The sequence below is a fragment of the Nonomuraea purpurea genome (genome assembly GCF_042650645.1).
GTDB lineage: Bacteria > Actinomycetota > Actinomycetes > Streptosporangiales > Streptosporangiaceae > Nonomuraea > Nonomuraea purpurea.
In genome coordinates this window covers 128,844-143,498 of record NZ_JBHSBI010000021.1, presented here as the reverse complement: position 1 = coordinate 143,498, position 14,655 = coordinate 128,844, and the positions used below count along the sequence as shown (strand labels likewise).

The 14,655-nt window shown below is 70.1% G+C and carries 8 protein-coding genes; 7 read left to right on the top strand and 1 reads right to left on the bottom strand.

Going from position 1 to position 14,655, the window contains the following annotated elements; translation table 11 throughout:
* The first annotated feature begins 53 nt into the window (after positions 1 to 53).
* Together treS and ACFOY2_RS34875 are read left to right on the top strand one after the other, a co-directional pair.
* Positions 54 to 1,748 (top strand): maltose alpha-D-glucosyltransferase, encoded by a 1,695-nt coding sequence (gene treS / locus ACFOY2_RS34880; RefSeq protein WP_379532365.1) that lies wholly within the window; start codon positions 54 to 56, stop codon positions 1,746 to 1,748.
* 3 nt (positions 1,749 to 1,751) lie between these two features.
* Positions 1,752 to 3,089 (top strand): maltokinase N-terminal cap-like domain-containing protein, encoded by a 1,338-nt coding sequence (locus tag ACFOY2_RS34875; RefSeq protein ID WP_379532364.1) that lies wholly within the window; start codon positions 1,752 to 1,754, stop codon positions 3,087 to 3,089.
* Between the two features lie 2 nt (positions 3,090 to 3,091).
* Here the strand turns inward: ACFOY2_RS34875 and ACFOY2_RS34870 are convergent, their stop codons facing one another.
* On the bottom strand, positions 3,092 to 3,943 hold the full coding sequence (locus ACFOY2_RS34870; RefSeq protein WP_379532363.1) for an NAD(P)-dependent oxidoreductase: 852 nt from the start codon (positions 3,941 to 3,943) through the stop codon (positions 3,092 to 3,094).
* 84 nt (positions 3,944 to 4,027) lie between these two features.
* Here ACFOY2_RS34870 and ACFOY2_RS34865 point away from each other — a divergent pair, with 84 nt between their 5' ends.
* The 5 genes from ACFOY2_RS34865 to ACFOY2_RS34845 all read left to right on the top strand — a co-directional run bounded on the left by ACFOY2_RS34865 (position 4,028) and on the right by ACFOY2_RS34845 (position 14,632).
* Positions 4,028 to 7,114: a BTAD domain-containing putative transcriptional regulator gene (locus tag ACFOY2_RS34865; protein WP_379532362.1), complete on the top strand. Its 3,087-nt coding sequence runs from the start codon at positions 4,028 to 4,030 to the stop codon at positions 7,112 to 7,114.
* A gap of 219 nt (positions 7,115 to 7,333) precedes the next feature.
* Complete coding sequence (gene glgB, locus ACFOY2_RS34860) at positions 7,334 to 9,499, top strand: 1,4-alpha-glucan branching protein GlgB (RefSeq protein WP_379532399.1); 2,166 nt, start codon at positions 7,334 to 7,336, stop codon at positions 9,497 to 9,499.
* Positions 9,500 to 9,604: 105 nt separating this feature from the next.
* Positions 9,605 to 11,497, top strand: a complete 1,893-nt coding sequence (locus tag ACFOY2_RS34855) for a S8 family peptidase (protein ID WP_379532361.1) — start codon at positions 9,605 to 9,607, stop codon at positions 11,495 to 11,497.
* Between the two features lie 241 nt (positions 11,498 to 11,738).
* Complete coding sequence (locus ACFOY2_RS34850) at positions 11,739 to 13,109, top strand: S8 family peptidase (RefSeq protein WP_379532360.1); 1,371 nt, start codon at positions 11,739 to 11,741, stop codon at positions 13,107 to 13,109.
* A gap of 167 nt (positions 13,110 to 13,276) precedes the next feature.
* Positions 13,277 to 14,632: a S8 family peptidase gene (locus ACFOY2_RS34845; protein WP_379532359.1), complete on the top strand. Its 1,356-nt coding sequence runs from the start codon at positions 13,277 to 13,279 to the stop codon at positions 14,630 to 14,632.
* The last annotated feature ends 23 nt before the right edge of the window (positions 14,633 to 14,655 follow it).

Sequence of the window (14,655 nt, the reverse complement as noted above, 5' to 3'; positions counted from 1 at the left end):
GTCTTCAACGTGTGTGTCAGCGCCTCCCTCATGAGCCTCTCGCGGAGCGGCTCATGAGCTCCACACCCATTCCCAACACCTTCGACGAAGAGAAGCCGCGCGACCCCTACTGGTACAAGCGCGCCGTTTTCTACGAGGTCCTGATCAGGGGTTTCGCCGACTCCAACGGCGACGGAACCGGCGACATCAGGGGCCTCATCAGCAAACTCGACTACCTCCAGTGGCTGGGCGTCGACTGCCTCTGGCTGCTCCCACTGTTCGAGTCGCCGCTGCGTGACGGCGGTTACGACATCGCCGACTTCATGAAGATCCTGCCCGAGTTCGGAGACCTCGGGGACTTCGTGAAGCTGGTCGACGAGGCCCACAAACGCGGCATGCGCGTCGTCGCCGACCTGGTCATGAACCACACCAGCGACGCCCACCCCTGGTTCCAGGCCTCGCGGCACGATCCGGAAGGGCCGTTCGGCGACTTCTACGTCTGGTCCGACACCGATGAGAAGTACCAGGACGCCCGGATCATCTTCATCGACACCGAGACCTCGAACTGGACCTACGACCCCGTACGCGGCCAGTACTACTGGCACCGGTTCTTCCACCACCAGCCGGACCTCAACTACGACAATCCGGCCGTACGGGAGGCGATGCTGGAGGTGCTGCGCTTCTGGCTCGACCTGGGAATCGACGGGTTCCGGCTGGACGCGGTGCCGTACCTGTTCGAGGAGGAGGGCACCAACTGCGAGAACCTGCCGAAGACCCACGAGTATCTCAAGCTCATCAGGTCGGAGGTGGACCGGCTCTTCCCCGACCGGGTGCTGCTCGCCGAGGCGAACCAGTGGCCGTCGGACGTCGTCGAATATTTCGGCGATCCGGTCGGTGGCGGGGACGAATGCCACATGGCCTTCCACTTCCCGCTTATGCCGCGCATCTTCATGGCGGTCCGCAGGGAGTCGCGCTACCCCATCTCCGAAATTTTGGCACAAACGCCGAAAATTCCGGAACACTGCCAGTGGGGGATCTTCCTCCGCAACCACGACGAGCTCACGCTCGAAATGGTCACGGACGAAGAACGCGACTACATGTACACCGAGTACGCCAAGGACCCCCGCATGCGGGCGAACGTCGGCATCCGCCGCCGCCTCGCGCCCCTGCTGGAGAACGACCGCAACCAGATCGAGCTGTTCACCGCCCTGCTCCTGTCGCTGCCCGGCTCCCCCGTGCTCTACTACGGCGACGAGATCGGCATGGGCGACAACATCTGGCTCGGCGACCGCGACGGCGTACGCACACCCATGCAGTGGGACCCCGACCGCAACGCGGGCTTCTCCGACTGCGACCCCGGCCGGCTCTACCTGCCGGTGATCATGGACCCGATCTACGGCTATCAGGGCATCAACGTCGAGGCCCAGCAGAAGAACGCCGGATCCCTGCTGCACTGGACCAAGCGCATGATCGAGATCCGCAAGCGCCACCCCGTCTTCGGCCTCGGCGGTTACGCGGAGCTCAACTCATCCAACCCCAGCGTGCTCGCGTTCGTCAGAGAGCTGGGCGACGACCGGATGCTCTGCGTGAACAACCTGTCACGCTTCCCGCAACCGGTAGAGCTCGACCTGCGAAGGTTCGTCGGCGTATCTCCCGTGGAGACGATGGGAGGAGTACCTTTCCCGGCAATTGGCGAACTTCCGTATCTTTTGACGCTTCCCGGGCATGGGTTCTATTGGTTCACACTCCCGTACACACAGGAGGAGTAGGACGTGCTTGACGAGCTCCTTGCCGCATGGATCAGCCGCCAGCGATGGTTCGGCGGCAAGGGGCGCGCGATCGACGAACTGTCGATCGACTCGGACGTCGAGCTGAGACCCGGACTCCGGCACCTGATCGTCGCCGTCTGGCAGGAGGGCTCGCGCGACCGCTACCAGCTCCTGCTGGGCGAGCGCGAGCAGCTCCCCGACCGCCTCACCCACGCCCTCATCGGCACCACCCCCGACGACACCTACCTCTACGACGCCGTCCACGACTTCGAGCTCACCGGCTGGCTGCTGGACGGCATGGCCCACGACGCGACCCGCAACGGCCTGCGCATGCGCCACGTGCCCGGCGCCACGATCGACAGCGACCAGCGCAGCCTCGTGCTCGGGGCGGAGCAGTCCAACACCTCGCTCGTGTACGGGGACGCCTACATCTGCAAGCTGTTCCGCCGCCTCATCCCCGGGGTCAACCCCGAACTGGAGCTCGTCCTCGCGCTGGCGGCCAGGGACGCGCCGCACATCGCGCGGCCCTACGGATGGATCGAGACGGACCTCGACGGCGCGTCCACCACGCTCGCGTTCATGCAGGAGTTCCTGTCCCCCGCCAACGACGGCTGGGACCTGGCGCTGGCCAGCGTGCGCGACCTGTACGCCCTGCCGCCCGAGGTGGCGGCGGCCGAGGCGGGCGGCGACTTCGCGGCCGAGTCCCGGCGGCTGGGGGCCGCCACCGCCCGCGTGCACCACGAACTGGCCGCCGCCTTCCCCACCGACGTCGTCGAGAGCCACGACGTCAAGCGCATGGCCGAGGGCTTCAGACGCCGGCTGGGCCGGGCCATCGCGGAGATCCCCGAGCTCCGGGAGCACGTGGGCGTCATCGAGGGGGCCTACCACCAGGTGGAGCTGCTCACCCACCACGTGCCTGTGCAGCGCGTTCACGGCGACTACCACCTGGGCCAGGTCATGCGCACGCCTACCGACTGGGTGGTGCTGGACTTCGAGGGCGAGCCGGGGCAGCCGCTGGCCGAACGCAGAGCGTTGTCGTCGCCGCTGCGGGACGTGGCCGGGATGCTGCGCTCGTTCGACTACGCGGCCAGGCACCTGCTGATGGACCACTCCCAGGCCGAGAAGCTGGAGCCCAGGGCCCAGGAGTGGGCCGACAGGAACCGGGCCGCGTTCATGGAGGGGTACACCGACGGCGGGGGCGTGATCACACGCGGGGACGCGGCGTTGTTGCGGGCGTTCGAGCTGTCGAAGGCCGTGTACGAGGTCGTCTACGAGGCCCGCAACCGGCCGTCGTGGCTGCCCATCCCCTTGGCCGCCTTCCGTCCCCGCGCGAGGCTCTGAAGCTAAAGCTCCTCCACCAGGCCGGAGAGCCCTTCGTGGCCGAGCCCGCGGGCCGTTCGCCGGTCGATCACGGCCTTCAGCGGCAGCAGTAGGTCCGGCTTGACGCCCTGCTCCCTGAAGGCGGCCACGAGGGTCTCCATGCCCGCCCGGTTGACCTCCAGGTTGGACACCTGGGTGGCGTGGTCGCCCGCCTCGATCGCCTCCGCCCAGTGGACCTGGAGCGCGGCCATCGCGTTGAGCCACGGAACCAGCAGCGACGCCGTGAATTGCTTCAACGGGTACTTGGCCGACGTCACCAGGGCCGCGGCCTCCAGGCAGCCGGCGATCTGGCCGTACATGCCGGTGAGCATGGCCAGGTCGAGCAGCGCCGCCATCCCCGGGTCCGTCCCCACGAAGCGGGCCTCGGCCATGACCGCGAGCGTGCGCTCGTAGCGGTCGAAGGCGGTCTGGGAGGCGCTGTAGAGGATGAGCGCGCCCGGCTTGGCGATCATCTGGGGCACCGCCATGATGCCGCCGTCCAAGTAGTCCGCGCCGTGTTCGGCCACCCAGGACGCCATCGCGCCGGCCTCGGACGGCCTGCCCGAGGTGAGGTTGACGATGACGCGACCCGTCAGCGAGGCGCCCTCCAGCACCTGGCGCACCGCCGGATAGTCGAGCACGCAGACGATCACCAGCTCACCGGCCTCGACCGCCTCCGCCGGTGTGGCGGCGACGGTTGCGCCCTTGGCGACCAGCGGGTCCGCCTTGGACGGGGTGCGGTTCCAGACGGTGACGCGGTGGCCGGCGGCCAGGAGGCTCTCGGCGAGGGCGGCGCCCATGAGACCGAGGCCAAGAACGGAGATATTTTCCGACATTTCAGTGTTCCTTCTGTACGGGGTGATGTGCCCACCCTGCAGGCGAGCGGTTATGGTCCGATTCGGATTGGGTTATGGGGGGTTATGCGATTCGGGGTGCTGGGTCCGCTCACGGTGTGGGCCGGGGACGGGACGCCGGTTCCGGTGCCCGAGGCCAAGGTCCGTGCGCTCCTGGCCGACCTGCTCATCCACCGTGGCGGTCCTGTCTCCGCCGACCGGCTGATCGAGGACCTCTGGGGTGAGCGTCCCCCGGCCAACCCCGCGGCGGCGTTGCGGGTGAAGGTGTCGCAGTTGCGCGGGGCGCTGGGCGACCGGGAGCTGATCGCCTACCGGGCGCCCGGCTACGTGCTGGGGGCGGAGGCGGAGTCCGTGGACGCCGGGCTCTTCGAGTCCCTGCTCGGGAGCGCGCAGCACAACGACGACCCTCGGGTACGCGCCCCGCTCCTGCGCCGGGCGCTCGACCTGTGGCGCGGGGCCGCCTACGCGGAGTTCGCCGAGGAACCGTTCGCCCGTGCGGCCGTGGCGCGGCTGGAGGAGCAGCGGCTGGTGGCCCTCGAATCCCTGGCAGAAGCCCGGGTCGCGCTGGGCGAGCACGGGCTGGTGGCCGCCGAACTCGCCGGCCTCGTGGCCGCGCACCCCCTGCGCGAACGGCTGCGCGCCGTCCACGTACGGGCCCTCTACCGGGCCGGACGCCAGAGCGAGGCACTGGCCGGCTACGCCGACCTGCGGCGGCGACTGGCCGACGAACTGGGGCTCGACCCCGGACCCGAACTCGTCGCGCTGCACCAGGCGATCCTTGAGCAGGACCCGTCCCTGGAGGCGCCCGCGCGGCCCGGCACCAACCTGCCCGCTCCCCTGACCCGCCTGGTCGGACGGGACCCGGCGGTGGCCGAGATCCGCTCCCTGCTGCACGCCAACCGCCTGGTGACGCTGACGGGACCTGGCGGAGTCGGCAAGACCCGCCTCGCCCTCGCCGCCGCCACCGGGTTCAGCGGTGGGGTGTGGCTGGTCGAGCTGGCGGCGCTTCAGAGAGGGTCGGCGCTCGTCGAGGTCGCGGAAGCGATCGCCGCCGTACTGGGACTGCGCGACGACGTCGCCCCCTCGTGGCCGGAGGGGCGGCTCCTCGACCGGCTGGCCGCCGCGCTGGACGGCAAGCGCACACTGCTGGTCCTGGACAACTGCGAGCACGTAGTCGAGCAGGTCGCCACCCTGTCCGGACGACTGCTGCGGGCCGCCCCCGAGCTGCGGATCCTGGCCACCACCCAGGAGTCGCTGCGGATCGAGGGCGAGGCGCTGTGGGTCGTGCCGCCGCTGGAGCGGGAGGCGGCCGTCGAGTTGTTCGCGGAACGGGCGGGCATCGAGCCCGACGCCGACGTGGCGGAGATCTGCGCCAGGCTCGACGGGTTGCCGCTGGCGCTGGAACTGGCCGCGACCAGGATGCGCGCCCTGACGCCGCGCCAGCTCGCCGACCGCCTCGACGACCGGTTCAGGCTGCTGGCCTCCGGGCGGCGCGGCGCTCCCCCGAGGCAGCAGACGTTGCGGGCGATGATCGACTGGAGCTGGGAGCTGCTGACCGAGGATGAGCGGGTGGTGCTGCGGCGGCTGGCCGTGCACGCCGACGGCTGCACGCTGGAGGCGGCCGAGGAGGTGTGCGCCGAGCCCGGCGTGGACGTGCTCGACCTGCTGGCCAGGCTGGTGGACCGGTCGCTGGTGGTAGGCGTGTCGGGCCCCGAGCCGAGGTACCGGCTGCTGGAGTCGGTGGCCGCCTACTGCCAGGAGCGGTTGACCGAGGCGGGCGAGACGGTCACCGTCCGGCTCAGGCATCTGCGCCATTACGCCGACCTGGCCGAACGGGCCGAGCCGCAGCTGCAGGGACACGGGCAGCAGCGCACGCTCGCCCTTCTGGACGCCGAGGCCGCCAACCTGCGGGCCGCCCTGGAGAGCGCCGTCCGGCTCGGCGCGCCCGGTGAGGCGCTGCGCCTGGTGAACGCGATGGCCTGGTACTGGGTGCTGCGCGGCAGACTGGGCGAGGGCCGGCGCGCCCTGGAAGCAGCCCTGTCGATCACCGCAGCCCCGGCCTCCGATGTGGCGCGGGCCGAGGTCTGGCTGGCGGGGCTTCGGACGCTGTCGGGACGGCCCCGGCCCCCGGCGGAGGAGTTGTTCGAGGCCATCGAGGACCCCCTGGTCAGAGCACGGGCGCGGTGGTTCGCGGGGTTCGCGCTGTTCGGCTACGAAGACCTGTCGGCCAGCGGCGCCCTGATCGGCACGGCTCTGGAGACGTTCGACGAACGGGGCGACAAGTGGGGCACGGCTGCCTCGCTGAACGTGCTGGCCAGGCGGGCGGCCATGCGGGGCGACCTCGCGGCGCTGCGGCGGGACGGCGAGCGGGGCAGGGCGCTGTTCCAGGAGGTCGGCGATCAGTGGGGGGAGATGCGCGCGGCGGAGAACCTCGGCACCCTCGCCGAGATCACCGGCGACTACGACAGGGCCGCCGAGCTGCGGATGGAGTGTCTGCGGATGGCGGAGGAGCTCGGGCTGTGGAGCTCGGTGTCCGATGCTCTGTCCCGTTTGGGGAGGATCGCGCTGCTGACGGGCGATCACGCGCGGGCCGACGAGTACCACGAACGCGCCAGGCGGCTGGCGGCGGCGCAGTCGAACCGGCCCGCCGAGGAGTTCGCCGAGCTCGGCCTGGCGCTCACGGCCCGGCGGCGGGGACGGCTGGACGAGGCCGAGCGGCGGCTGCGGACGTGGCTCGGCTGGGTCAGGGACGTGTCGGGCGATCCCGGAGCGGCGCTGATCCTGGCCGAGCTGGGTTTCACCGCCGAGCAGCGCGGGGACGCGCGGGCGGCGCTCGAACTGCAGCTCGAAGGGCTCGCGGCGGCCCGCAGGGTCGGCGACCCCCGGGCGACGGCGCTGGCGCTGGAAGGGCTGGCGGGCGCCCGGGCGCTCGGCGGGCGGCCCGAGGCGGCGGGGCTGCTGCTGGGCAAGGCCGCCGCGCTGCGGTCCTCCGTGGGCGCCCCGCTCCCACCCGGCGAACGCGGGGACGTCGACCGCATCACCCGGGCGGCGGAGTCGTCCCTGGGCGGGCCCGCGCTGACGGCCGCCATGTCGCGTGGAGCGTCCCTCTCCTTGGACGACCTCCTGACCGCCGCCGTGAGCCACGGCGGATGACCGCAGGCAGGCAGGCGTGTTACCCGGTGGCCTCCCCAAAGGGATGATCAGGCGACGTACCAGTATGTCCCCCTCAAGAACCAGAAAAGGTTCAGTCGTCCGACCCGCCGACTTCATCGGGATGAACCCGGGATTTCGCACTTTCGGTGATTGTCTCGGTGAAAGCGGGCAGTGCCCTGAGAGGGACCGGCATCATGGGGCAAGGTTGGGAGCATGCCGATGAGGACAGAGCTCGACCGCCTGGCAGGCGGTGCGCACCACGATCCGCACTCCGTGCTGGGAGCACATTCCGTCTCGGGCGGCGTGGTGTTCCGCACGCTGCGCCCGCTGGCCGAGCGGGTGTCCGTGGTGGTCGACGACGGCACGGTTCACGACATGAAGCACCAGGCCCACGGGGTGTTCGAGGTCACGGTCCCCGGGCTGGACAAGGTGCCCGGCTACACGCTGAGCGTCAAGTACGCGGGAGCGGAGCCGTACCAGGTCCGCGACCCCTACCGGCACTGGCCCACGCTCGGCGAGGTGGACCTGCACCTCATCGGCGAGGGCCGCCACGAGCGGCTGTGGGAGGCGCTCGGCGCCCGCGTGATGGAGCACGAGGACGTGGAGGGCACCGCGTTCGCCGTCTGGGCCCCCAACGCGCGCGGCATCAGGGTCGTCGGCGACTTCAACCACTGGGACGGCACCGCCTACCCGATGCGCTCACTGGGCCGTTCCGGGGTGTGGGAGCTGTTCGTGCCTGAGCTGGGCGCGGGCGAGCGCTACAAGTTCCAGGTGCTGGGCGCCGACGGGGTGTGGCGGGACAAGGCCGACCCGATGGCCAGGCGGACCGAGGTGCCGCCGATGACGGCCTCGGTGACCGAGCGCTCGGAGTACACCTGGCGGGACGACACGTGGATGGCCGACCGCCGCGAGCGGCATCCGCAGGGCGAGCCGATGAGCGTCTACGAGGTGCACCTCGGGTCGTGGCGCCCCGGGCTGTCGTACCTGGAGCTGGCCGACCAGCTCTCCGAGTACGTGGAGAGCATGGGTTTCACGCACGTGGAGCTGCTGCCGGTGGCCGAGCACCCGTTCGGCGGATCCTGGGGATACCAGGTGACGTCGTACTACGCGCCGACGGCCAGGTTCGGCACGCCGGACGAGTTCCGCCACTTCGTGGACATGATGCACCGGCGCGGCATCGGCGTGCTGCTCGACTGGGTGCCCGCGCACTTCCCGATGGACGAATGGGCGCTGGCGCGCTTCGACGGCACGCCCCTGTACGAGCACGCCGACCCGGCCAGGGGCGAGCACCCCGACTGGGGCACGTACGTGTTCGACTTCGGCCGCAGGGAGGTGCGCAACTTCCTGGTGGCCAACGCGCTGTTCTGGCTGAAGGAGTTCCACATCGACGGCCTGCGGGTGGACGCGGTGGCCTCGATGCTCTACCTCGACTACTCGCGCCGCGAGGGCGAGTGGACGCCGAACGTCTACGGCGGCAGGGAGAACCTGGACGCGGTCGAGTTCCTCAAGGAGATGAACGCGCTCTGCTACCGCGAGGCGTCCGGCATCTCGACCGTGGCCGAGGAGTCGACGGCCTGGCCCGGGGTGTCGCGCCCGGTGTATCTGGGCGGGCTCGGGTTCGGCTTCAAGTGGAACATGGGCTGGATGCACGACACGCTGGAGTACCTGCGCCACGAGCCGGTCTTCCGCCAGTACCACCACCATCAGATGACGTTCTCGCTGCTGTACGCCTACTCGGAGAACTACGTGCTGCCCCTCTCCCACGACGAGGTGGTGCACGGCAAGGGGTCGCTGCTCGGCAAGATGCCCGGCGACGAGTGGCAGCGTTTCGCGCAGTTGCGCGCGCTGCTGGCCTTCATGTGGGCGCATCCGGGCAAGCAGTTGCTGTTCATGGGCGGCGAGTTCGGCCAGGGCTCGGAGTGGTCGGAGGAGCGCGGGCTCGACTGGTGGGTGCTGGAGTTCGACGGGCACCAGGGCGTGCAGCGGCTGGTCCGCGACCTCAACCGGCTCTACAGGCAGACCAGGGCGCTGTGGGAGCAGGATTCCTCACCGGAGGGGTTCCGGTGGATCGACGCCGACGACGCCTCGGGCAACACCTTCTCGTTCGTCCGCTACGCGGCCGACGGGTCGGCGGTGGCGTGCGTGGTCAACTTCAGCGGCGGGCCGCACGAGAGCTACCGGCTCGGGCTGCCGTACGCGGGGCACTGGGAGGAGGTCGTCAACACCGACGCCTACGACTACTGGGGCAGCGGTGTGGGCAACATGGGGACGGTGGAGGCCACCGAGGAGCCGTGGCACGGCCTGCCGTGCTCCACGACGTTGCGCGTGCCGCCGCTCGGCGCGGTCTGGCTCGCCCACGAGGGCACTTCTACGGACGCCGGCTGAGGATTCCCGGTGCCGCTGCTGAAAGTTCGGTGAGAAACCGGACACAAGCCTGGGCGTAGCGCACAAATCACCCTAAACTCCGAGATCATCCCCCTCGGAGGACGCGTGCGACTTCGCCCCTTGATCGTGTGTGCGGTAGCGCTGGCCCTGCTGCCGCTGTCGGGTCCGGCCCACGCCGACGACCCGACACCAACTCCTTCGCCGACGGCCACCCAGGAAGCCCAGCCGCCCCAGCAACCCCAGGAAAAGGTCGAGGAGGGCTTAGGCGTCGACGGCGGCACCACCAGGGCCATCGTCGAGCTGGCAGAGCCGGCGCAGAACGGGCCCGTGGCGATGCGGGCCGCGGCCGAGAGCGTGGACGTGGTGCACCTGCCGCGGAGCCAGACGTTCATGGTGGTCGAGGGCACCGCGGAGGAGCTGGCCAAGCTGGCCGAGGACCCGAGCGTGACCTCCATCCACCGCGACAGGACCTACGAGCCGTCGGAGATCAGCCCCAACCTCACGCAGATCGGCGCCGACCAGGCGCACGCCAAGAACTTCACCGGCCAGGGTCAGGCGGTGGCCGTGCTCGACACCGGCATCGACCGGGACCACCCGTGGTTCGAGGGCCGCATCGTGGCCGAGGCGTGCTTCTCCGCCGTGGAGACCGGCGTCGAGTCGCTCTGCCCGAACCGGCAGACCTCGCAGACGGGCGAGGGCGCGGCGGACGCGACCACGGACAGGTGCCTGTCCGGCGGCGTGAACATGTGCGACCACGGCTCCCACGTCGCGGGCATCGCGGCCGGCACGGGCGGCGTGGCGCCGGGCGCGAACATCGTGCCGGTGCAGGTGTTCAGCCGGGTCAACGACGAGGAGTACTGCGGCGAGCCGTCGTGCGTGGTGGCCTACGAGTCGTCGCTGCGCGAGGCCATGGACTATGTGGCGGGCCTGACCGTGCCGGTCGCGGCAGTGAACCTGAGCCTGGGCGGCCCGCTGTCCGAGGCGCACTGCGACACCGGCGAGCCCGGTGCGATCTTCAAGGAGAAGATCGACGCCCTGCTGGCCAAGAACATCGCGACGGTGGTGGCGGCCGGCAACGAGCACTTCGAGGGCGCGTCGTACCCGGCCTGCGTCTCCACCGCCGTGGCCGTCGGGGCCAACGACAACGCCGACGCCATCGCGAGCTTCTCCAACCGCGGCGCGCTGCTGGACCTGTTCGCGCCGGGTGTGGACATCGAGTCGGCGGTGCCGGACAACCAGACGACCGTCTACAGCGGCACCTCGATGGCGACTCCGCACGTGGCGGGCGCGCTGGCGCTGATGAAGGCGGCCTCGCCTGACACGCCGATGACCGAGCTGATCGACAAGCTCAAGACGACCGGCAGGCCGTACGCCTACGAGGCCGGCGGAACTCAGGTCACCACGCCCCGCCTGGACCTGGCGGCGGCCCTGACCGGCGCTTCGCCGCAGCCGACGGTGTCGCAGAGCCCGCCCGCCGACGGCCCCTGGCCCGACGAGCCGGCCCCGGACCCGTCCGGCAGCGGCCCGAGCCCCGAGCCCGACGACCCGGCGCCCAGCACGGCGCCGGTCCCGCTGCCCACGGTCACGGTGACGGTGACGGTCACGCCGAGCCCGGTCAAGGCCGCCGCGGTCTGCACGCGCGGCACGACCACCACGAAGTTACCGGCCAAGAAGTGGGCCGTGGAGATCCACCGCAGCAGCGGCTCGATCCCGGACGCCACGCTCGCCTGCTACCTGAAGCTGATCGGCAAGTCGAGCAAGGTCTTCCCCGAGGTGACGAAGGCGTCCTCGCTCGGCAAGGCGTACCGGGTGCTGAAGAACACCAAGACCAGCAAGGCCAGGCTCGACAGCGCGCTGCTGACCGCCTGGCTGAACTGGGCGCACGGCACGAACGGCACCGCGACGCTGACCTCCGCCGAGAAGGTGCGGCTGAGCGGCAAGTCGTCCGCGACGGCGCTGAAGAAGGCCGCGACGAACATCCTCAAAACTGTTAAATAACTAAATATCAGGAAGGGCCGGTCGAAACCGACCGGCCCTTTCGCTTTCTGCCTCAAGAATGCAAAAAGGCCCCCAACGTTTCTCTGGGCCACATACGCCACTGACATCACAGTTGTCGCAGGTGGGGATGTATACGGCCGTACGCGTGCCGGGAGCGGGAGAGCTTCACGGTCTGAATTCGGAGGAACATGTGAGGCTACGATCTCTTCTGTCCGGTGCCGGGCCGGCCGCGATATCCGCCGTGCTCTTGACGACCTCGGCGCTCCACGCCGAAGCCCCGCCACCGCCGTCCCCGGTCGGCACCGTGCCACCGTCGCTGCACGCCGACACCGGCGGCCCGACCATCAGCCCCGGGCTCGTGGCGGAACTGCAGGCCAAGTCCCGGGTCCGCTCCATCATCCAGCTCAAGCCCGGCCAGAGCGTCGAGGCCGTCGCCGCCGACATCGAGCAGTCCTCGGAAGGCAGCAGGGTCCTGGAGAAGGCCCAGTCGCCGCACTTCTTCGTCGCCGTGCTGGACGACGCCACGCTGGCCAAGCTCAAGCGGGACAAGCGGGTGCATGCGGTCTACAAGGACGAACTGCGCTGGCCCAGCGCCGGCACCGGCACCACGGTGATCCACTCGGACAAGGCGAACCAGGCCGGCTGGACCGGCCGGGGCACGACCGTCGCGGTGCTGGACACGGGCATCGACCGCGACCACCCCTACTTCGCCGGCCGGATCGCCGACGAGGCCTGCTTCTCCTCCTCCGACGCCGTCGACGGCACGGTCTCACTCTGCCCGAACAGCCAGCCGAGCCAGACCGGCGCGGGCTCGGCCGACGCCGAGACCGCGCAGTGCCTCGTCGGCGGCCTGAACGCCTGCTCCCACGGCACGCACGTGGCCGGCATCGCCTCGGGCAAGATGGTCGCGGGCGCGCCGGCCAACGGCGTCGCCCCCGAGTCCCGCATCCTGCCGATCCAGGTCTTCAGCCGCGTGGACAATCCGATGACCTGCGCGACCGGCGGCACCAGGGCGCCCTGTCTGCTCAGCTACACCTCCGACCAGAAGCTGGCGCTCGAGTACGTGGCGCGGATGGTCAGGATGTACAACATCGCCTCGGTGAACATGAGCCTGGGCGGCGGGGGCCCGTACACCTCGGCCTGTGACACCGACGCGAGCGCCGCCGCGGTCAAGCCCGAGTTCGACACGCTGGTGTCGCTGGGCGTGGCGCCCGTGGTGGCCGCGGGCAACAACGGCTTCACCAACGGCCTCTCCGCGCCCGCCTGCATCTCCACGGCCGTCGCGGTGGGGGCCACCGACAGCTCCGACGCGCTGGCCTCGTTCACCAACCGGGGGTCGCTGCTCGACCTGCTGGCGCCGGGCGTCGCCATCACCTCGGCGGTGACCGGCGACGCCTACGGCGACAAGAGCGGCACCTCGATGGCCGCGCCGCACGTGGCCGGGATGTTCGCGCTGATGAAGCAGGCCTTCCCCGACTTCACCGTCGAGCAGAGCCTGCAGCGGCTGCAGGGCACCGGCCGGTCCATCCAGTACGACGCGGGGGGCACGCTCACGGCCACGCCCCGCATCGACGCGGAACGGGCCACCGCGGACGCCCGCGCCACCGTCTGAATCAGCACGTCAAAGGCCGGATCCCGGGCGGATCCGGCCCGTTCGTTGTATGGAAATCCGACGTACCACAACAAGATGCGATAACGGTGCTCCCTCACCTCTGACATCAGTTGTCACGATTACTACACTTCTCCCGACACCGTCCCCCCGCATACCGGAGGAACAGGTTGAGACTCTCGTCTCTCCTAGCCGGCGCCATCGCATTAGCCGCCACCACGGCAGCGCTGGTCGCTCAACCCGCCCTCGCCGACCCGACGTCCAAGATCGACCCTGCGGTCACGGCGAGCGGTGAGCACCGCGTCATCGTCCGCGTGCGGGATTCCTCCAAGGTCAAGTCCGTGCTCAACAACGCGGAGAAGGTGAAGCAGAACAAGAAGAACATCCTTGCCGCGCCGGCCTCGGAAGTGGCGGACAAGCAGAGCTTCTTCGTCTACCGAGGCACCCGCGCGGAACTTGAGAAGATCGCCGAGCAGTCCGACGTCGTGTCGATCCACAAGGACAAGCTCAACGCGCCCTCGCTGGCCCAGAGCATCCCGCTGATCGGCGCCGACAAGGCGCACCAGCAGGGTTACGACGGCACCGGCACCACCATCGCCATCCTCGACTCCGGCATCGACACCGACCACCCGGCGTTCGGCAACCGCATCGTCGGCCAGGCCTGCTTCTCCTCCAGCGACCCGGTCGACGGCTCCTCCTCCCTCTGCCCGAACGGCAGCGCGAGCCAGTTCGGCTTCGGCGCCGCGAACGCCGAGACGGGCGCCTGTCTGGAGGGGGCCTCGAACCCGACCTATGGCCTGTGCTACCACGGCACGCACGTGGCGGGCATCGCGGCGGGCCAGGCGACGGCCGACTTCGCCGCCACCGGTGTGGCCCCCAACGCCCAGATCCTCCCGGTGCAGGTGTTCAGCCGGTTCGACGACTCCCCCTACTGCAACGGCGCGCCGGTCTGCATCCTCGCCTATGACTCCTCGATCCTGAGCGGAATGGCCTGGGTGGAACTGCAGTCCTCGGCCTACGACCTGGCTTCGGTCAACCTGAGCCTGGGCGGCGGCCAGTACACCTCGGCCTGCGACACCGGCGACGGAGCCGACTTCAAGGCCCGGGTGGACGCCCTCCAGAGCAAGGGCATCGCCACCGTCGTCGCCGCGGGCAACAACGGCTTCACCTCCGCGGTGTCCTGGCCCGCCTGTGTCTCCAACACAGTGGCGGTGGGCTCCACCACCAAGACGGACGCCATCTCCTCCTTCTCCAACCGTGGCCGACTGCTGGACGTCTTCGCCCCGGGTCAGTCGATCACCGGTGCGATCGCCGGCAACACCTACGCCACGCTGAGCGGCACCTCGATGGCCTCCCCGCACACCGCGGGCGCCTTCGCCCTGCTCGCCCAGAAGAACGGCTCCGCCTCGGCCGATCAGATCCTCAACGCTCTGAAGAGCACGGGCAAGGCGATCTCGTACTCCAGCGGCGGTACGACGATCACCACACCGCGCATCAACGTCCTCGCCGCCCTCAGCGCCATCTAAGGTCGTCCGGCGGCCTTCCTTTT

Bases quoted from the DNA above. Each gene is read 5' to 3' on its own strand.
- treS (WP_379532365.1), top strand. From the start codon at position 54: ATGAGCTCCACACCCATTCCCAACACCTTCGACGAAGAGAAGCCGCGC.
- ACFOY2_RS34870 (WP_379532363.1), bottom strand. From the start codon at position 3,943: ATGTCGGAAAATATCTCCGTTCTTGGCCTCGGTCTCATGGGCGCCGCC.
- ACFOY2_RS34865 (WP_379532362.1), top strand. From the start codon at position 4,028: ATGCGATTCGGGGTGCTGGGTCCGCTCACGGTGTGGGCCGGGGACGGG.
- glgB (WP_379532399.1), top strand. From the start codon at position 7,334: ATGAGGACAGAGCTCGACCGCCTGGCAGGCGGTGCGCACCACGATCCG.